Annotated in this window: 21 protein-coding genes; 11 read left to right on the top strand and 10 right to left on the bottom strand. The window is 66.7% G+C overall.

Features of this window, described 5'->3' with window-relative positions:
* Position 1: 1 nt before the first annotated feature.
* Positions 2-700: a flagellar basal body P-ring formation chaperone FlgA gene (gene flgA, locus AC0J42_RS29590; protein WP_473004838.1), complete on the bottom strand. Its 699-nt coding sequence runs from the start codon at positions 698-700 to the stop codon at positions 2-4.
* 162 nt (positions 701-862) lie between these two features.
* Between flgA and flgB the strand changes: the two genes are divergently transcribed.
* The 11 genes from flgB (at position 863) to flgL (ending at position 10,871) form a co-directional block, all read left to right on the top strand.
* Entirely contained in the window at positions 863-1,276 is a 414-nt protein-coding gene (flgB, locus tag AC0J42_RS29585; RefSeq protein ID WP_416421457.1) for a flagellar basal body rod protein FlgB, read from the top strand.
* 14 nt (positions 1,277-1,290) lie between these two features.
* Complete coding sequence (flgC, locus tag AC0J42_RS29580; protein WP_473004837.1) at positions 1,291-1,689, top strand: flagellar basal body rod protein FlgC; 399 nt, start codon at positions 1,291-1,293, stop codon at positions 1,687-1,689.
* A gap of 3 nt (positions 1,690-1,692) precedes the next feature.
* Positions 1,693-2,376: a flagellar hook assembly protein FlgD gene (locus AC0J42_RS29575; RefSeq protein WP_416421455.1), complete on the top strand. Its 684-nt coding sequence runs from the start codon at positions 1,693-1,695 to the stop codon at positions 2,374-2,376.
* A gap of 83 nt (positions 2,377-2,459) precedes the next feature.
* Entirely contained in the window at positions 2,460-3,629 is a 1,170-nt protein-coding gene (gene flgE / locus AC0J42_RS29570) for a flagellar hook protein FlgE (RefSeq protein WP_416421454.1), read from the top strand.
* 2 nt (positions 3,630-3,631) lie between these two features.
* Positions 3,632-4,387 carry a flagellar basal body rod protein FlgF gene (locus AC0J42_RS29565; protein ID WP_416421453.1) on the top strand — a complete coding sequence of 252 codons (756 nt, stop codon included), beginning with the start codon at positions 3,632-3,634 and terminating at the stop codon, positions 4,385-4,387.
* Positions 4,388-4,405: 18 nt separating this feature from the next.
* Complete coding sequence (flgG, locus tag AC0J42_RS29560) at positions 4,406-5,188, top strand: flagellar basal-body rod protein FlgG (RefSeq protein ID WP_416421452.1); 783 nt, start codon at positions 4,406-4,408, stop codon at positions 5,186-5,188.
* 8 nt (positions 5,189-5,196) lie between these two features.
* A complete protein-coding gene (locus tag AC0J42_RS29555) occupies positions 5,197-5,856 on the top strand; it encodes a flagellar basal body L-ring protein FlgH (protein WP_416421451.1) in 660 nt (219 codons plus the stop codon).
* A gap of 11 nt (positions 5,857-5,867) precedes the next feature.
* Positions 5,868-6,989, top strand: a complete 1,122-nt coding sequence (locus AC0J42_RS29550; RefSeq protein ID WP_473004835.1) for a flagellar basal body P-ring protein FlgI — start codon at positions 5,868-5,870, stop codon at positions 6,987-6,989.
* The gene (gene flgJ, locus AC0J42_RS29545) at positions 6,989-7,873 is read left to right on the top strand and encodes a flagellar assembly peptidoglycan hydrolase FlgJ (RefSeq protein ID WP_473004834.1); all 885 of its coding nucleotides are present in this window, start codon (positions 6,989-6,991) and stop codon (positions 7,871-7,873) included. Before AC0J42_RS29550 ends, flgJ begins: the two co-directional genes overlap by 1 nt.
* Before the next feature lie 171 nt (positions 7,874-8,044).
* Positions 8,045-9,655 carry a flagellar hook-associated protein FlgK gene (flgK, locus tag AC0J42_RS29540; protein ID WP_473004833.1) on the top strand — a complete coding sequence of 537 codons (1,611 nt, stop codon included), beginning with the start codon at positions 8,045-8,047 and terminating at the stop codon, positions 9,653-9,655.
* Between the two features lie 16 nt (positions 9,656-9,671).
* Positions 9,672-10,871: a flagellar hook-associated protein FlgL gene (gene flgL, locus AC0J42_RS29535; RefSeq protein ID WP_416421447.1), complete on the top strand. Its 1,200-nt coding sequence runs from the start codon at positions 9,672-9,674 to the stop codon at positions 10,869-10,871.
* Between the two features lie 6 nt (positions 10,872-10,877).
* Here the strand turns inward: flgL and fliR are convergent, their stop codons facing one another.
* From fliR to fliJ, 9 genes are all read right to left on the bottom strand, one after another.
* Positions 10,878-11,669: a flagellar biosynthetic protein FliR gene (gene fliR / locus AC0J42_RS29530; RefSeq protein WP_416421446.1), complete on the bottom strand. Its 792-nt coding sequence runs from the start codon at positions 11,667-11,669 to the stop codon at positions 10,878-10,880.
* A 6-nt stretch (positions 11,670-11,675) separates the two neighbouring features.
* Positions 11,676-11,927 carry a flagellar biosynthesis protein FliQ gene (gene fliQ, locus AC0J42_RS29525; RefSeq protein ID WP_473004831.1) on the bottom strand — a complete coding sequence of 84 codons (252 nt, stop codon included), beginning with the start codon at positions 11,925-11,927 and terminating at the stop codon, positions 11,676-11,678.
* Positions 11,928-11,970: 43 nt separating this feature from the next.
* The gene (gene fliP / locus AC0J42_RS29520) at positions 11,971-12,618 is read right to left on the bottom strand and encodes a flagellar type III secretion system pore protein FliP (protein ID WP_416427494.1); all 648 of its coding nucleotides are present in this window, start codon (positions 12,616-12,618) and stop codon (positions 11,971-11,973) included.
* Positions 12,619-12,719: 101 nt separating this feature from the next.
* Positions 12,720-13,100, bottom strand: coding sequence for a flagellar biosynthetic protein FliO (gene fliO, locus AC0J42_RS29515; protein ID WP_416421444.1), 381 nt, complete (start codon positions 13,098-13,100; stop codon positions 12,720-12,722).
* Entirely contained in the window at positions 13,097-13,576 is a 480-nt protein-coding gene (fliN, locus tag AC0J42_RS29510; protein ID WP_473004830.1) for a flagellar motor switch protein FliN, read from the bottom strand. Before fliN ends, fliO begins: the two co-directional genes overlap by 4 nt.
* The gene (fliM, locus tag AC0J42_RS29505) at positions 13,569-14,621 is read right to left on the bottom strand and encodes a flagellar motor switch protein FliM (RefSeq protein WP_473004829.1); all 1,053 of its coding nucleotides are present in this window, start codon (positions 14,619-14,621) and stop codon (positions 13,569-13,571) included. Before fliM ends, fliN begins: the two co-directional genes overlap by 8 nt.
* Before the next feature lie 3 nt (positions 14,622-14,624).
* The gene (locus AC0J42_RS29500) at positions 14,625-15,080 is read right to left on the bottom strand and encodes a flagellar basal body-associated FliL family protein (protein ID WP_473004827.1); all 456 of its coding nucleotides are present in this window, start codon (positions 15,078-15,080) and stop codon (positions 14,625-14,627) included.
* Between the two features lie 207 nt (positions 15,081-15,287).
* Entirely contained in the window at positions 15,288-16,544 is a 1,257-nt protein-coding gene (locus AC0J42_RS29495) for a flagellar hook-length control protein FliK (protein ID WP_473004826.1), read from the bottom strand.
* 8 nt (positions 16,545-16,552) lie between these two features.
* Positions 16,553-17,005 carry a flagellar export protein FliJ gene (gene fliJ, locus AC0J42_RS29490; protein ID WP_416421439.1) on the bottom strand — a complete coding sequence of 151 codons (453 nt, stop codon included), beginning with the start codon at positions 17,003-17,005 and terminating at the stop codon, positions 16,553-16,555.
* Positions 17,006-17,017 lie beyond the last annotated feature (12 nt).

The raw sequence follows: 17,017 nt of genomic DNA, 5'->3' as shown, positions 1-17,017 counted from the left end.
TTCAATCGCGTACCAGCAGTTGATCAGGCCCGGTCACTTTGCCGCGCAGCAGCTTGCCGCGCTCGGCCACCACGCGCACCTCGTCGCCCAGGTAACCGTTATCCAGGGCCTTGCCCTGGCGGCTCAAGGTGAAGCCGGCGCCGCGAAACTGCATGGCCACCGGATGGTTCTGCTCCACCAGCCAGGTCTTGCGCAGCGCCGTGGTGATCAGCGGCGCCGACGCCTTGAACGCGTGGCCCGCGCGTAGCCCCACCACCTCCTTGACGCTCAGCGCAGTGTTGGCCGGCAGCTTCTCCAGGGCGCCGGTCCTGAGGGCCAGCATGTCGGCTTCGATCACCTGGTTGGCCGCCAGGTTCTGCTGGCTGACCACGTAGGTCCCCATCACTGACACCTTTGCCTGCACGTAGTGCAACGCGCGCCCGCAGCGCACGCCCACCAGCACCCGGCCATAGCTGCGCTGCTCGGGGTGGGTGAGGAACGGGCGCGGGTCCTCGCAGGCCGCTGCCAGGTTGCTCAGCTCGATCTGCGGGTGGTTGGCGTGGGCCGGCAGGGCCGCGGTCAGCAGCTCGCGGATACGGGCCTGCTCCAGGGCCGGGTCGGCCACGGCCAGGGGGCTTTGCGGCAGCCACAGCAGCGCACTCAGGCAGGCGCTGGCAGTGGCGAGCCGGGCGCGCGCGGCGCGGGTAGGGCGAGTCGTCATGGGCGAATTCGTCGAGGGGTCGTGCAGGTGATTCTAGAGCGCGGCGCCGCGATGCAAGGTCGGAAGTGCTCGATAAATGCGTGTCTGTTTCGGCCTTTGGCTTGGCAACCTTGCGACTACTCTGCGCGCCTCACCCCCCAAACCGAGTCGGAGGCCGCCAGCATGATCGACAAGCTCGACAACGAGCTCAGCTTCCAGCAGGCCGCCTTGAGCCTGCGCGCCGAGCGTCAGCAAGTGCTGGCCAACAACATCGCCAACGCCGACACGCCGGGCTACCGCGCCCGCGATTTCGATTTTTCCAGCGAACTGGCCAGCGCCCTGGGGCAGGGCATGCCCAAGGCCAGCGGCATGAGCCTGGCGACCACCTCGGACCGGCACCTGGCGGCGACCTTCAGCGGCACCTCGTTGCACGAACTGCTCTATCGCGTACCCGACCAGCCCAGCCTGGACGGCAACACCGTGGACATGGACCGCGAACGCGCCCAGTTCAGTGACAACTCGGTGCACTACGAGGCCAGCCTGACGTTTCTGAACAGCCGGCTGCAAGCGCTCAAGACCGCCATGCAGTCCGAATAGAGCAGGTACCCACCATGTCGATTTTCAGCATCTTCGATATCGCCGGTTCCGCGCTGAGTGCCCAGTCCCAGCGCATGAACGTGACCGCCAGCAACCTGGCCAACGCCGACAGTGTCAGCGGCCCCGACGGCCAGCCGTACCGTGCCCGCCAGGCCGTGTTCGAGGCCCAGGCCGAGGGCGTGGGCGGTGTGCGCGTGAGCCAGGTGGTCGAGGACCAGTCGGCGTTCCGCAAGGAATACCGCCCCGGCGACCCCATGGCCGACGCCGACGGCTACGTCAGCATGCCCAACGTGGAGCCGGTGGGCGAGATGGTCAACATGATTTCCGCCTCGCGCTCCTACCAGGCCAACGTCGAGGTCATGAGCACGAGCAAGCAACTGATGCTTAAGACCCTGACCCTGGGAGAGTCCTGATCCATGACCAACACCATCAGCAGTTCCGTGCTGTCGTCGATGAACACCAGTTCGAGCAGCAGCACCACCAGCACCACCACGACTACGGCGGATGACCTGCAGGACCAGTTCCTCACCCTGCTGGTGACCGAGCTGCAGAACCAGGACCCCTCCGAGCCCATGGACAACACCGAAATGGTCTCGCAGCTGGCGCAGATCAACATGATCAGCGGCATCACCGACCTGGGCGACACGCTCGACAGCATCTCCGGCCAGATCGACACCAGCCAGGCCCTGCAAGCCTCGGCGCTGGTGGGCAAGGGCGTGCTGGTGGACGGCGACTCGATCACCGTCGACGGCGGCAGCGCCACCACCTACGGGGTCAACCTGGACGGCGACGCCGACACGGTCACCGCCACCATCACCGACAGCAGCGGCAACGTGGTCCGCACCATCAACGTCGGCGCCTTGAACGAAGGCACCCATTCGCTGACCTGGGATGGCCTGGAAGACGACGGCAGCACCGCGGCGGACGGCTCCTACACCGTGAGCATCACCGCCACCGACGGCGGCACCGCCGTGACCGCCACCGAGCTCAACTACGCGCTGGTCTCGGGCGTGAGCACCGACGACGACAGCGACGTGGTGCTGGAACTGGGCGCCAACACCGACAGCGCCAGCCTCAGCGACATCCGCCTGCTGCTGTAGCAGCGCAGCGCGACCTTTCACAGAAACGTGACCTTCGCGGCGTTTGCGGCTGCCCGGTCCTTATTGGCTTCAAGGAGCGAAACATGGGCTTTTCCCAAGCACTGAGCGGTTTGAGCGCGGCGTCCACCGACCTCAACGTGATCAGCAACAACATCTCCAACTCCGAAACCGTGGGCTTCAAGAGCTCCACCACCGAGTTCGCCGACGTCTACGCCGACGCCGAAGTGGGCCTGGGCACGTCCGTGTCTGGCGTGGTGCAGAATTTCGAGTCGGGCAGCCTCACCACCACCGACAACGACCTGGACCTGGCCATCAGCGGCGACGGTTTCTTCGTCTTCAACGACGGCAGCACCACCACCTACTCGCGCAACGGCCAGCTGACCCTGAGCTCGGACGGCTACCTGGAGAATGCCTCGGGCGCCAAGCTGGTGGGCGTCAACGGCGTGATCCAGATCCCGTCCAGCGGCCTGCAGGCCAGCGCCACCAGCGAACTGGATGCCACGCTGAACCTGGACTCCAGCTCGGACGCCATCACCAGCACCTTCGACTCGACCGACGCCACCACCTATTCGTACTCCACCAGCGCCACGGTGTACGACTCGCTGGGCAACAGCCACACCATGACGCTGTACTTCGCCAAGAGCGACGACACCAACACCTGGAACGTCTACAGCGCCATCGACGGCAACACCCTGACCGATGACGACGGCAATGCCCTGAGCCAGGAAGTGGCGTTCGACACCAGCGGCCTGCTGACCAGTGGCGCCACGTCGACCTACACCTATGACCCGGGCAACGGCGCGGCCGAGATGAGCATCGACCTCGACCTGACCGGCACCACCCAGTTCGGCAACGACTTCGAGCTGTCCAGCAGCTCCCAGGACGGCTACACCTCGGGCAGCCTGACCGGCTTCACCATCGATTCCAGCGGCAACGTGGTGGCCAGCTACTCCAACGACCAGACGCAGATCATCGACCAGATCGTGCTCGCCACCTTCAACAACGAGCAGGGCCTGAAGGCTGTCGGCGACAACAGCTGGACCGCCACCAGCGAGTCGGGCGTGGCCCTGCTGGGCACCGCCGGCACCGGCCAGCTGGGCTCGATCGAGAGCGGCGTGACCGAAGACTCCAACGTCGACCTGACCACCGAACTGGTGAACCTGATCATTGCCCAGCGCAACTTCCAGGCCAACTCGCAATCGGTGAAGACCCAGAGCGAAGTCCTCCAGCAAGCGGTCAGCCTCGGGTCGTAATCATGGATCGCATGCTTTTCACCGCCATGAGCGGCGCCAACCAGGCCCTCGACCAGCAAGCCGTGGTAGCCAACAACCTGGCCAACCTGTCTACCCCCGGCTTCCGCGCGCAACTGGCGCAGATGCAGGCCGTGCCGGTGCCCGGCGAAGGCCTGCCGACGCGGGTGTCGGTGGCCGCCACCGGCGTCGGCGTGGACTGGAACCAGGGCCCGGTGACCCGCACCGACCGCAACCTCGACGTGGCCCTGGACGCCAACGGCCTGCTGGCCGTGCAGACCAGCGACGGCAGCGAGGCCTACACCCGCCGCGGCGACCTGCAGGTGGACGGTGCCGGCAACCTGTCCCTGGGCGGCCGCCCGGTGATCGGCGATGGCGGCCCGCTCAGCGTGCCGCCGGGCAGTGAAGTCAGCATCGGCAGCGACGGCACCCTCACCGTGCGCGAGCAGGGCGGTGACGCCAAGGGCCTGGCCACGGTGGGCCGGCTGAAGATGGTCTCGGCCCTGCCGGGCACCGTCGAGGCCGGCACCGATGGCCTGTTCCGTGCCCCGCCGGGCCCGGACGGCTCGGTGCAGCCGCTGCCCGCCGACGAAACCATGCGCCTGAGCCCCGGCAACCTGGAGGGCAGCAACATCAGCCCCACCAGCGCCATGGTGGCAATGATCGACAACTCCCGCCGCTACGAGATGCAGATGAAGGTCATCAGCAGCGCCGACGAAAACGCCAAGAGCGCCAACAGCCTGCTGTCCCTGCAGGGCTAATTGAACGAGGAATGATCGATGATCCGATCACTGTGGACGGCCAAGACCGGCCTGGAAGCCCAGCAGGCGCAAATGGACGTGATCGCCAACAACCTGGCCAACGTCAGCACCAACGGCTTCAAGAAGTCGCGGGCGGTGTTCGAGGACCTGCTGTACCAGAACATGCGCCAGCCTGGCGCCCAAAGCACCAGCCAGACCAAGCTGCCCTCGGGCCTGCAGGTGGGCACCGGGGTGCGCCAGGTGGCTACCGAGCGCCTGCACACCCAGGGCAACCTCACCGAGACCGACAACAGCAAGGACCTGGCCATCAACGGCAACGGTTTCTTTGAAGTCGACATGCCCGACGGCAGCACCGCCTACACCCGCGACGGCAGCTTCCAGCTCGACGCCAATGGCCAGATGGTGACGTCCAACGGCTACACCTTGACGGGCGGCATCACCATTCCCAGCACCGCCACCTCGGTGTCGGTGAGCAACGACGGCATCGTCTCGGTGGTGCAGTCCGGCTCCGCCACCTCCACCCAGGTGGGGCAGCTGAACGTGGCGCTGTTCATCAACCCGGCCGGCCTGGAAAGCATCGGCCAGAACCTGTACCTGGAGACCGACGCCTCGGGCGCGCCCACCGAGACCACGCCGGGCCTCAACGGCGCCGGCACGCTGTCGGAAGGCTACGTCGAGACCTCCAACGTCAACGTCGTGGAAGAGATGGTCAGCATGATCCAGGTGCAGCGCGCCTACGAGATCAACAGCAAGGCGGTGGATGCGTCCAACGAGATGCTGCAGCGCCTGACGCAGCTATGAGGTACGGCATGAACCTGAAGCCTTGCGTGGGCCTGCTGCTGGTGCTGCTGGCCGGTTGCGATGTGCTGCCGCACAAGCCGGTGGTGGCCGACGAAAGCATGGTGGTGCCGCCGTTGCCGCCGCGCTTGGCCGATGGCGCGATCTTCCAGGTGCGCCGTGGCGCGCAGCCGCTGTTCGAGGACCGCCGGCCGCGCATGGTCGGCGACACCCTGACCATCACCCTTAACGAGCAGGTCAGTGCCAGCAAGAACTCGGCGTCCAACGCCGGGCGCACCGGCACGGTGGGGCTGAGCATGAAGGCCACCTCCAGCCGCGCGTCCCAGGAGGGCAGCTATGGCCTGGATGCCTCGGTGGACAATGACTTCACCGGCAGTGGCGGCTCCCAGGCCACCAACTCGTTCACCGGCACCATCGCCGTGGCGGTGATGGAAGTGATGCCTAACGGCAACCTGCGGGTGCGTGGCGAGAAACAGATCGCCATCAACCAGGGCACCGAGTACATCCGCTTCTCCGGGGTGGTGAACCCGCGCACCATCACCGGCGACAACACCGTGGCGTCCACCCAGGTGTCGGACGCGCGCATCGAGTACGTCGGCGACGGCTATATCAACGAAGCGCAGCGCATGGGTTGGCTGCACCGCTTCTTCCTCAACATTTCCCCGCTCTGAGGGCCGGTGCCATGGCTGACCTGATTCGCTCCACCTTCGCCCGCTGCCTGGTGGGCCTGCTGTTGCTGGGCCTGGGTACCATCGCCCAGGCCGAGCAGATCCGCGACATCGCCGAATTCGCCGGCGTGCGCCCCAACAGCCTGGTGGGCTACGGCCTGGTGGTGGGCCTGGACGGCAGCGGTGACCAGACCACCCAGAGCCCGTTCACCGAGCAGAGCCTGACCAACATGCTGTCGCAGTTGGGCCTGACCCTGCCGGCCAACGCCAACATGCAGATGCGCAACATCGCGGCGGTGATGCTGACCGCCACCTTGCCGCCGTTTGCGCGGCCGGGGCAGCAGATCGACGTGGTGGTGTCGTCCATCGGCAACGCCCGCAGCCTGCGCGGCGGCACCCTGCTGATGACGCCGCTCAAGGGCGCCGATGGCGATGTCTACGCCATGGCCCAGGGCAACCTGCTGGTGGGCGGCGCGGGCGCTGCGGCCAACGGCAGCAGCGTCACCGTCAACCAGCTGGCCGGCGGGCGCATTCCCCGTGGCGCGGTGGTGGAGCGCGAGGTGCCGCTGCGCCTGGGCGGCAACGACGGCGTGTTGAGCCTGTATTTGAACGAAGCCGATTTCGCCACCACCGAGCGCGCGGTGTACGCGATCAACAGCGAATTCCGCCGCACCGTGGCCTCGGCCGTCAACGGTGGGGTGATCCAGCTGCAGGGGCCGTTGTCGCCCAATGAGCGGGTCAACTTCATGGCCCGGGTAGAAAGCGTGCAGGTGCTGCCGGCCGACGCCAGGCCCAAGGTCATCATCGACTCGCGTACCGGCTCGGTGGTGCTCAACGGCGCGGTGAAGCTGGGGCGTGCGGCGGTGGCCCACGGCAACCTGTCGGTGGTCATCGACACCAGGAACCAGGTCAGCCAGCCTGGTGCGCTCAGCCAGGGGCAGACCGCCGGCAGCGCCAACAGCAGCATCTCGATCCAGGAGCAGGGCGGCCTGCTACACCTGGTGGAAGGCAGCGCCAACCTGATGGACGTGGTCAAGGGCCTCAACGCCTTGGGTGCCACGCCCCAGGATCTGATGGTGATACTGCAGGCGCTGAAGGCCGCAGGTTCGCTGCGCGCCGAGCTGGAGATCATCTGATGAGCCTGGCCAGCAGCACCGATGGCTTCGCCCTGGACATGCAGGGCCTGGCCAACCTGCGGCGCACCGCGGCGCAGGACCGCAACGCCGGGGCCCACGAGGCCAGCAAGCAGTTCGAGGCCATGTTCCTGCAGATGATGCTCAAGAGCATGCGCGCCGCCATTCCCAAGTCCGACCTGGACAACGACTCGCAGACCGCCATGTACACCGAGATGCTCGATGAGCAGTGGGCGCAGCACCTGGCTGGCAAGGGCCTGGGCCTGGCCGAGGTGCTGGACCGGCAACTGGGGGTCAGCAGTGGCCAGCGGGTGACGGCGCCGTCGGGCAGGGTCGGCAACGTGCAACAGGCGTTCGCCGCCTGGCAGCGCCGCGCGGTGGGCGATATCGGCAGCCGTGCGGCCCATGTGCAGGACTTCGTCCAGCGCCTGGCCGGCCCGGCGCAGCAGGCGTCGCGCAGCAGCGGCATTCCCGCCGAGCTGATCGTCGCCCAGGCCGCGCTGGAAACCGACTGGGGCCGGCGCAAGATCCCCACCGCCAGCGGCGAGGACAGCCACAACCTTTTCGGCATCAAGGCCGGCGGGCGTTGGCGTGGGGCGACCACCGAGGTCATGACCAGCGAATTCGAGGACGGCCAGATGCGCAAGCAGGTGCAGAGCTTCCGCGCCTACGAAAGCGACACCGCGGCGCTGGCGGACTACACCCAGCTGATCGGCAACACCGCCAGCTACGCCGGCGTGCGCAGCGCCCGCGACCCTTTGCAGGCAGCCCATGCGCTGCAGCAGGGCGGCTACGCCACCGACCCCGACTACGCCAGCAAGCTCATCGCCGTCATGGCCACAATCGGCCCGCTGCGCCAGCCCCTGCAAACCGCACGGCTGGAGTAAAGGTATCGAATGGACCTGTGGGAGCTGGCTTGCCAGCGAGCTTTTGGGGCCTCAAGAGCTCGCTGGCAAGCCAGCTCCCACACTGTTGAGCGCGGCAAAAAAACCCGGCTGATTTTTCAAGTTTTCGGGCAATCGGCCGATAACACGTGGCACGTCGTGCAGGAATTATTTATGAGCATCATTTCGATCGGTGTCAGCGGCCTGAACGCGGCACAAGTGGCCCTCAGCACCAGCAGCAACAACATCACCAACGTCTATACCGATGGCTACAACCTGGAGACTACCTCGCTTGCCGCGAGCTCCACGGGGGGCGTGGAGGTGACCAGTGTCGATCGTACGTTCGACCAGTTTATCGCGGCCCAGCTCAACGCGTCCACCAGCACCGAGAGCGCGCTCAGCACCTACTCGACGCAAGTCTCCCAGGTGGACGACCTGCTGGCCGACAGCACCTCGGACCTCGACACCCTGATGCAGGACTTCTTCTCCTCGGTGCAGACCATGAGCAGCGACGCCAGCGACTCGGCGGCGCGGGAAGAAGTGATCGGCTCGGCCGAGACCCTGGTGGCCCAGTTCAACTCCCTGGGCAGCTACCTGGACGACATGCAAAGCAGCGTCTCGTCGCAGATCACCGACCAGGTCGGCCAGGTCAACGACCTCACCGACCAGATCGCCACGCTCAACCAGCAGATCAGCGCCTTGGGCAGCAACTCGGACGCGGCCAACACCCTGATGGACCAGCGCGATTCCCTGGTGACCTCGCTCAGCGAGCTGGTGGACGTCGACCTCACCGTGCAGGACAACGGCAGCTACAGCATTTCCCTGAGCAACGGCCTGTCCCTGGTGTCCGGCTCCAACAGCTTCGAGCTGGCCGCCACCACCTCGTCCAGCGACCCGTCGCAGACCACCGTCAGCTACGTCGACGCCTCCGGCAACCAGACCGAATTGGACGAGTCGACCATCAGCGGCGGTTCCCTGGGCGGCCTGCTGACGTTCCGCAGCGAAACCCTGGACACCGCGCAGAACCAGCTGGGCCAGATGGCCGTGGCCCTGGCCAGCGCCTTCAACAGCCTGCAGACCAGCGGCACCGACCTCAACGGTGACACCGGCACGGCGTTCTTCTCGGTGGGCGACCCGGTGGTGTACAGCAACACCGGCAACACCGGCAGCGCCAGCCTCAGCGCCACGTTCTCCGATGACCTGGACAGCCTGACCACCAGCAATTACACCGTCAGCTACTCGGACGACGACGGCTACACCGTCACCGACGCCAGCACCGGCTCGGCCGTGGCGGCCACCTACGACGCCGACGCCGGCACCCTCAGCTTCGGCGGCCTGACCGTGACCATCAGCGGCACCGCCGATGATGGCGACAGCTTCCTGGTCAAGCCGCTGGCCAGCGCCGCCAGCACCCTGGACACCGAGATCGACGACCCGTCGCTGATTGCCGCCGGTTCGGGCGGCGGCGACAGCGACAACACCATCGCCCTGCAGATGCTCGACCTGCAGAACCAGGACCTGGTGGGCGGCAAGTCGACCCTGGCCGAGGCCTATGCCTCGCTGGTCAGCGAAGTGGGCAGCACCACCAGTTCCATCAGCACGCGGCTGGACAACCAGACCAGCGTCACCGACCAGTTGACCACGCTGCAGCAGTCCTCTTCGGGGGTGAACCTGGACGAAGAAGCCGCCGACCTGGTGCGCTACCAGGCCTACTACCAGGCCTGCGCGAAGATCGTCGAAGTGGGCTCCACCGTCCTCGACACCATTCTCGGCATGGACGCCTGACCAGGAGGCTTAGCGAATGCGCATTTCCACCCAGACCATCTTCAGCCAGGGCCTGAGCAACATGCTCACCCAGGAAGCCGCCTACCTGGACGCCAGCAACGAAGTCTCCAGCGGCAAGCGCGTGGTGAATCCGTCGGACGACTCCTCGGCCGCCGCCCAGGCGGTGATCGTGCAACAGAGTTCATCGCTCAACGACCAATACGCCGCCTCGCGCACCTCGGTCACCACCTCGCTGTCCACCGAGGAAAGCGCCCTGGACAGCGTCAGCGACGCCATCACCAGCGCCAAGACGCTGCTGATCCAGGCCGGCGACGGCACCCTCAGCGACGAGGACCGGGCGTCCATCGCCACCTCGCTGCAGGGGGTGTACGACACCCTGGTGTCGCTGGCCAACACCACCGACAGCAGCGGCAACTACATCTTTTCCGGCTACCAGAGCCAGAGCCAGACCTTCGTCACCGACGAAGACGGCAACCTGACCTACCAGGGCGACGACAACGCGGTGATGCAGCAGGTCAGCGCCACCGAGACCCTGGCCAGCGGCGACACCGGCCAGACCGTGTTCCTCAGCGTCGGCAGCGCCGCCGGCTTCGTGGCCCAGGCCAGCGCCGACAACAGCGGCTCGGTGACCTTCGACGGTCCGGACATCACCGATACCAGCGACGCCAACTACGGCACCGGTTTCACCCTGACCTTCGCCGTGGACGACGAGGGCGTGGCCACCTACAGCGTCGACGGTGGCGACGCGGTGGCCTATGAGGCGGGCGACACCCTGGAAATCAACGGCCTGTCGTTGACCCTGGACGGCGAGCCGGCCGACGGCGACAGCATCAGCGTCAGCACCGCCAGCGACGCCGACCCGAACATTTTCACCACCCTGCAGAACATCATCACCGCGTTGAACACGCCGGTGGAGGATGACGCCGACCAGGCTGCGCTGAGCAACACCCTGTCCACCAGCAGCCGCGAACTGGACAACGCCCTGGACAACGTCCTGACGGTGCGCACCTCGGTGGGCACGCGCATGAACGAGATCGATGTGCTGGATACCGTCGGCGACGATGCCTCGTTGAACTACGCCACCAGCCTGTCGAACCTCACCGACGCCGACTACACCACCTCGGTGTCCAACTACACCGCGCTGCAAGTGGCGTTGCAGGCGGCGCAGCAGACCTTCTCCAGCGTGCAGGGCATGACCCTGTTCGACTACATCTGACGGGGCTCAGGCCGGCACGATCATGTTGCCGACCAGGGTCTGCAGGAAGTGCAGGGACTCATCCAGCAGCAGCTGGATGAAGTGCCCCAGGTGGCTGGTCAGCGCCATGATCAGCACCAGGCCGGTGCTCAGGGTGACCGGGAAACCCACGGCAAACACCGTGAGCTGCGGCGCCGCGCGGTTGAGAATGCCCATGGCCAGGTTGATGATCAGCAGCGCCGCCACCATGGGCAACGCCAGCAGCAGGCCGGTGAGAAAAATGTGCCCGCCGTAGCGCGCCACCATCTCCCACGACGACGGGTCGAAATGCAGGTTGCCCACCGGCAGGCTCTGGAAGGTGCTGGCCAGCAGGCGCAGCACCAGCAGGTGGCCGTCCAGGGCGAGGAACATCAGCAGGGTGGTCATGCTCAGCAGCCGCGACAGCACCATGGTGTTGGTGTTGCTTTCCGCCGAGTAAAAGCTGGCGAACGCCAGGCCCATCTGCATGCCGCAGATCTCGCCGGCCATCTCCACCGCCGCCAGGGTCACGCGCATCACCATGCCCAGGCTGGCGCCGATCAGCAGCTGTTCGACGGCGATGCCCAGGCTTTCCCAGGACATGATCGGCACGTCGGGCATGGCCGGCAGCACCGGCGCGATCAGCACGCTGAGCAGCACCGCCAGGCCGGCTTTCACGGTGTTGGGAATGATGGTGTGGCCCAGCAGCGGGTCGGCCAGCATGAACGCAGCGATGCGGCACAACGGCCAGAAGAACAGCGCCAGCCAGTGCTGCAGCTGCCCCGGATCGAGCTCCAGCATCGGCCGTCAGCCCACCAGGTGGGGCAGGCCCACCAGCAGGTCGCGGGTGAAGTCGAGGATCATGTCCATCATCAACGGCCCGGCCAGCACCAGCACGGCGCAGATACCGACGATCTTGGGGATGAACGACAGGGTCGATTCGTTGATCTGCGTGGCGGCTTGGAACAGGCTGACCACCAGGCCCACGGCCAGGGTGGTGAGCAGCAGCGGGGCGGCCACGAACAGGCTGACGCGCATGCCCCTGTAGGCCAGGTCCATGACCATTTCCGGTGTCATCGTGGTGGGGCTCCGAAGGTGGGTGTCAGGTGTAGAAACTCTGCGCCAGGGAGCCCAGCAGCAGCTGCCAGCCGTCCACCAGCACGAACAGCATCAGCTTGAACGGCAGGGAAATGGTGGCCGGTGGCACCATCATCATGCCCAGCGCCATCAGCACGCTGGCGACGATCAGGTCGATGATCAGGAACGGTACGAAGATGCTGAAGCCGATCTGGAAGGCGGTCTTCAGCTCGCTGGTGACGAACGCCGGCATGAGTACGCGCATGGGCACCTGCTGCGGGCTGTCCAGGTCCTGCAGGTCGGCGATGCGCGCGTACATGGCCAGGTCGGTCTCGCGGGTCTGCTTGAGCATGAAGCCGCGGAACGGCTGGCTGCCCTTGTCGAGCATCTCCTCCAGGCCGATCTGGTTGCTGGAGAACGGCTGCCAGGCCGTGTCGTAGGCCTTGTTCAGCACCGGCGACATGACGAAGAAAGTCAGGAACAGCGCCAGGCCCAGCAGCACCTGGTTGGGCGGTGCCGAGGTGGTGCCGATGGCGGTGCGCAAAAGGCCCAGGACGATGATGATGCGGGTGAAGCCGGTCATCATCAGCAGCAGCGCCGGCAGGAACGCCATGGACGACAGCAGCATCAGCGTCTGCAGGCTCAGCGACCATTGCTGGCTGCCGTTGCCCATGGCCTGGCTGGTGAAGGCTTCAAGGCCCTGGGTGCCTTGGGCGAAGGCGCTGTCGATACAGGCGGGCAGCAGGCAGGCGGCCAGCAGCAGGGGGCGCAGGTTCATGGCTTGTCCGTCCCGCCCAGGCGTTGCTTCAGGGCCGCGGCCAGGCGCTCGGCGAACGCCGGTGCCAGGGCGGTGGGCGCCACTGCCGGCGCTTGCTCGGGGGCGGGCATCTCGCCCAGCGCGCTGATGTGCTGTGGGGTTACCCCCAGCACCAGCCAGCGTTCCTGCACCTGGACGATGACCACGCGCTCGCGCTGGCCCACCGACGTGCTGCTCACCAGTTGCAGGTGCGCGCCAGGGCGGGTGTGGCCCGGGCGCAGGCGCTTGGCCAGCCAGCCGCACAGCAGGATGCTGGCCACCACCACGGCGAAGGCCAGCGCGGTCTTGCCCAGCAGCGCCAGGCCCAGCAGGTTGTCGGGGGAGGACGAGCTGCTCATCGGTTGAGTTTCTGCACCCGCTCGGACGGGGTGATGATCTCGGTGATGCGGATGCCGTACTTCTCGTCCACAACGACCACTTCGCCCTGGGCGATCAGGTAGCCGTTGATGAGGATGTCCATGGGCTCGCCGGCCAGGCCGTCCAGCGCCAGCACCGAGCCCTGGGCCAGTTCCAGCAGCTGCTTGATGGTGACCCGGGTGCGGCCCAGCTCGACGCTGAGCTTGACCGGGATGTCCATGATCATTTCCAGGTCGCGGCTCACTGCGCCGCCGCCCTGGCCAGCCAGCGGCCGGAACATCTTGCTGGCGGCCGGCGCCGGGGCTTCCACGGGCGCGGCTTCCTGCTCGGCGAGGGCCTCGGCCCACGGGTCGTCGAGGCCGGCGTCGTCGCCCTGTTCAGCCATGGCGCTGGCCCATTCGTCTTCCAGCGACGGTTCGTCCGCCGGGTTGTCCTGGGGGGTATTCGGGTCAGTCATGGGCGGAGTCCTTGGCTGGGGGCACGGGGCCTTTCACGAAGCTGGCCGCTTCGGGGCCGGCGGGGGAGTGGTCGATCAGGTCTTTCACCAGCAGGGCGCACAGGCCGTCCTGGCTGCCGTATTCACAGGTCATCACCGGCACACCGTCGACCTTGGCGACGATGGTGTCGGGCAGCTCGATGGGCAGCACGTCGCCCACCTGCAGGGCCATGACCTGGCCGATGCTGGTGTCCAGCTCGGTGAAGTCGGCCACCAGTTCGATGTGCGACTGGGTGATCTCGCCGGCCATCTTGCGGCTCCAGGCGCGCTCGGCGTCCGGGTCGCTGTCGGTCAGCGGGCCGTTGAGCAGCTGGCGCAGCGGCTCGATCATCAAGTAGGGAATGACGATGTTGAAATCGCTGGAGAGGTTGCCCACCTCCAGGTGGAAGGTGGTGTTGACCACGATCTCGTTGGGCGAGCTGGTGATGTTGGCGAACTTGGCCTGCATTTCCGAACGCAGGTATTCGATTTCCAGCGGGTACACCGAGCTCCAGGCGTCCTGGTAGGCGCTGATGGCCAGGCTCAGCAGGCGGCGGATGATGCGCTGCTCGGTGCGGGTGAACTCGCGGCCTTCGGACTTGGCCAGGAAGCGCCCGTCGCCGCCAAACAGGTTGTCCACCACCATGAACACCAGGTTGGGCGGGAACACCGTCAGCACGATGCCGCGCAGCGGTTTCATCGCCAGCAGGTTGATGTTGGTGGGCACCGGCACGTGGCGGGAAAAGTCGCTGAAGCTCTGGTAGCGCACGCTGTCCACGGTGATGTCGGCGCTGCGGCGGATCAGGTTGAACAGGCCCATGCGGAAATAGCGGGCGAAGCGTTCATTGATGATATCCAGCGCATGCAGCCGCTCGCGGATCACCCGATGCTGGGTGGCCGGGTCATAGGGGCGGATATGAGCGTCCCAGCTGGTGGCATCGCCTTCGGCGGGGTGTTCGTCCTCGCCGCTGACGCCCTTGAGCAGGGTATCGATCTCTTCCTGCGACAACAGGTCTTCTAGGGCCATGGGCTATTGCACGATGAAGTCGGTGTAAAGGACGTCGAGTATGGAAAGCTCGGGTTGGGGTGTAGCCAGGGGCCGCTTGAGCAGCTCCAGCACCTTGGCGGCCAGGGCGCTCTTGCCCTGGCTGGTCATCAGCGCGGTGCTGTCCTGTTCGCCCAGCAGCTTGAACAGCTGGCTGCGGATTTGCGGCACGTAGGGTTGCAGGAACGTCTGGGTAGCCTTGTCGCCCACGGTGATGCTGAAGCCGATGTACAGCAGGCGCTGCTCGTGCTGGGGGTTCTGCAGGTTCACCGTCAGCGGCGGGATGGTCACCAGCTCCGGCGCCGCAGGCGGCTGGGCAGCCGGCGCGGTAGCGGTTTCCATGCGGGTCACGTAGTACCAGGTACCGGCGACGCTGGCCGCGGCCAGCACCACAACGCAGAGGATCATCAGCAGCCAGGGGGTCTTGCGGGTCGTGCTCATCCGGTGTCTTCGTAGGTCTGATCAGACAAGCCGCGAGTATGAACACCGGGGCCTGCGGACCATGGCCGGATAAGGGCAGGCAATGCCCCGTATCTTCGGGTTTTGATCCTGTCTGGAATCGTCGGCGGCCCAATCGCGACCAAGGTCGGCTCCTACCACGATCGGCGTAGGAGCCGACCTTGGTCGCGATGCAGGCGCCACGTTGCTTCAGGTGTAGAGGTCGATGCGGGTCAGCAATGGGGTCGCGATTGGTTCGCTGGGTTCTTCTTCGGCTACGGATGCACCCGACGACGGGACATGCGGCGCCTGCTGGTCCCGCGCCTGGCGCGACGGCTGGTCGCTGACCGAGGTGTCGCCCAGGGTGATGCCCTGGGCGGCCAGGGCTTCGCGCAGCTGTGGCAACGCCTGCTCCACCGCGCTGCGCACGGCCGGGTGGGCGCAGACGAACTGTGCCTGGGTGCCGCTGGTGTCCTGCTTGAGGCTGATGGACAGCGGGCCGAGGTCGGCCGGGTGCAGTTGCAGGTCGACCTGGTGCTTGCCGCGCTGGTGCAGGTTGAGGACTTGCTGGCTGAGGCCCGACTGCCATTGCGAGCTGCCGACGGCAGCAGTCAGGCTGGGGTTGTTGGTGTTGACCTGCGCGGTGTCGCTGCTCACCGCTGGGCTGGCGGTGGGTGTCCAGGCGCTCAGGGCATCAATGGGCGGTGGGCTGGAGCTGTCGCTGTCGGTGGCGGTGTTGTCGTCCTGGGTCGGGGCGGGCGTCACGGCTGCGGTGGTATCGGTGGGTACGGCGGCGACGGGCGAGTTTTCGTCTTCGCTGACGGCAGGCTCGGTTTTCGGTTCAGTGGTCTTCACGCCGGGCAGGGCGGTGCTGCGCTGGGTCACCAGGGGCGTGGTCTGTGCTGCGGTGTCGGCAACCTCAGGGGTGGTCACGACCGGCGCGGGCATAGGCGCGGGTGCAGCGTAGGCCTGTACCGTGCTGGGGTCCGGAGTGCCGGCGGTGTCGATCAGGTGCATTCGGTCGCGGATATGCTGCAGCTGCGTATCCACGCTGTCGTCGGTATCAGGGGTGGCTTGAGTGTCGGCTGGCTCGGCGGGCGCAGGCGGCACTTCGATGTCTGCGGTTTCCTCTTGCGTCACGACCGGCTGTGGCTTGGCCACTGCGATCGCCGGTGCCGCCACGGGAGCCGTTGGTTCGGACACTGGCTCGGGAGCCGGTTCAGGCAATTCCGGCAAAGGCTCGGTCGGCAGCTCGACGTCGGCTGTTTCGAGCGGAACAGGTTCGGTCAAGACGGGTGGCGTCTCCACGGCCGCCTCCACTTCCGCGGGCGCGGTTTGCACTGGCTCCGCCTGCACCTGGACGGCGGCGTCCAGCGCCTGGGCGAAGACGCTGCCGTCGGTGTCGGCCGCCGGGGCCTGGGTGGCGCTGGCGGTTGCCGGGCTGGCCAGCAATGCGGTGATGTCCATGGTGCCTCTCAAGTGCGGGAAAAGGTGCCGGGCTGCTGGCGCATCCGGGCCCCGAGTTCGTCGTCCAGGCGCTGCTCGCGGCGGCCGGCGGTCAGTTGCAGCTGTGCCGCGCGGCGTTGCAGCAGGGTGTCGTAGGCGTGCGCCTTGCGCCATTCGGCCTGCCAGGCCAGCTGGCACTTGTCGATCTCGGCTTGCTGCTTGGCCATGCTCGCGCGCGCGCGGTCCATGGCGGTGTCCAGGGAGGTCAGGAAGGCGCGGTAGTTGGCCAGCCCGGACGGGCTCATGCCTTCCTTGTGCAGCTTGTGCTGCAGGCCCTGGCGGTATTCCTGCTGGTACTGCTGCAGGGTCTTGAGCTGGGCGGCCAGCTGGCGCAGTTGCTGGCGGTGCTGGGCCAGGGTGCGGGCCGCAGCATCCTGGGCCTTGTGCGCCAGTTCAGACAGCAGGTCGAGGGACGAAGTCATGCGGGGGTCTCG

Source organism: Pseudomonas sp. Tav-5-1A (assembly GCF_055755055.1).
Note: the sequence above shows the minus strand (reverse complement) of the source record. Positions and strands in the feature narration are given on the sequence as shown.

Bases quoted from the DNA above. Each gene is read 5' to 3' on its own strand.
- flgA (WP_473004838.1), bottom strand. From the start codon at position 700: ATGACGACTCGCCCTACCCGCGCCGCGCGCGCCCGGCTCGCCACTGCC.
- flgB (WP_416421457.1), top strand. From the start codon at position 863: ATGATCGACAAGCTCGACAACGAGCTCAGCTTCCAGCAGGCCGCCTTG.
- flgC (WP_473004837.1), top strand. From the start codon at position 1,291: ATGTCGATTTTCAGCATCTTCGATATCGCCGGTTCCGCGCTGAGTGCC.
- AC0J42_RS29575 (WP_416421455.1), top strand. From the start codon at position 1,693: ATGACCAACACCATCAGCAGTTCCGTGCTGTCGTCGATGAACACCAGT.
- flgE (WP_416421454.1), top strand. From the start codon at position 2,460: ATGGGCTTTTCCCAAGCACTGAGCGGTTTGAGCGCGGCGTCCACCGAC.
- AC0J42_RS29565 (WP_416421453.1), top strand. From the start codon at position 3,632: ATGGATCGCATGCTTTTCACCGCCATGAGCGGCGCCAACCAGGCCCTC.
- flgG (WP_416421452.1), top strand. From the start codon at position 4,406: ATGATCCGATCACTGTGGACGGCCAAGACCGGCCTGGAAGCCCAGCAG.
- AC0J42_RS29555 (WP_416421451.1), top strand. From the start codon at position 5,197: ATGAACCTGAAGCCTTGCGTGGGCCTGCTGCTGGTGCTGCTGGCCGGT.
- AC0J42_RS29550 (WP_473004835.1), top strand. From the start codon at position 5,868: ATGGCTGACCTGATTCGCTCCACCTTCGCCCGCTGCCTGGTGGGCCTG.
- flgJ (WP_473004834.1), top strand. From the start codon at position 6,989: ATGAGCCTGGCCAGCAGCACCGATGGCTTCGCCCTGGACATGCAGGGC.
- flgK (WP_473004833.1), top strand. From the start codon at position 8,045: ATGAGCATCATTTCGATCGGTGTCAGCGGCCTGAACGCGGCACAAGTG.
- flgL (WP_416421447.1), top strand. From the start codon at position 9,672: ATGCGCATTTCCACCCAGACCATCTTCAGCCAGGGCCTGAGCAACATG.
- fliR (WP_416421446.1), bottom strand. From the start codon at position 11,669: ATGCTGGAGCTCGATCCGGGGCAGCTGCAGCACTGGCTGGCGCTGTTC.
- fliQ (WP_473004831.1), bottom strand. From the start codon at position 11,927: ATGGACCTGGCCTACAGGGGCATGCGCGTCAGCCTGTTCGTGGCCGCC.
- fliP (WP_416427494.1), bottom strand. From the start codon at position 12,618: ATGGGCAACGGCAGCCAGCAATGGTCGCTGAGCCTGCAGACGCTGATG.
- fliO (WP_416421444.1), bottom strand. From the start codon at position 13,100: ATGAGCAGCTCGTCCTCCCCCGACAACCTGCTGGGCCTGGCGCTGCTG.
- fliN (WP_473004830.1), bottom strand. From the start codon at position 13,576: ATGACTGACCCGAATACCCCCCAGGACAACCCGGCGGACGAACCGTCG.
- fliM (WP_473004829.1), bottom strand. From the start codon at position 14,621: ATGGCCCTAGAAGACCTGTTGTCGCAGGAAGAGATCGATACCCTGCTC.
- AC0J42_RS29500 (WP_473004827.1), bottom strand. From the start codon at position 15,080: ATGAGCACGACCCGCAAGACCCCCTGGCTGCTGATGATCCTCTGCGTT.
- AC0J42_RS29495 (WP_473004826.1), bottom strand. From the start codon at position 16,544: ATGGACATCACCGCATTGCTGGCCAGCCCGGCAACCGCCAGCGCCACC.
- fliJ (WP_416421439.1), bottom strand. From the start codon at position 17,005: ATGACTTCGTCCCTCGACCTGCTGTCTGAACTGGCGCACAAGGCCCAG.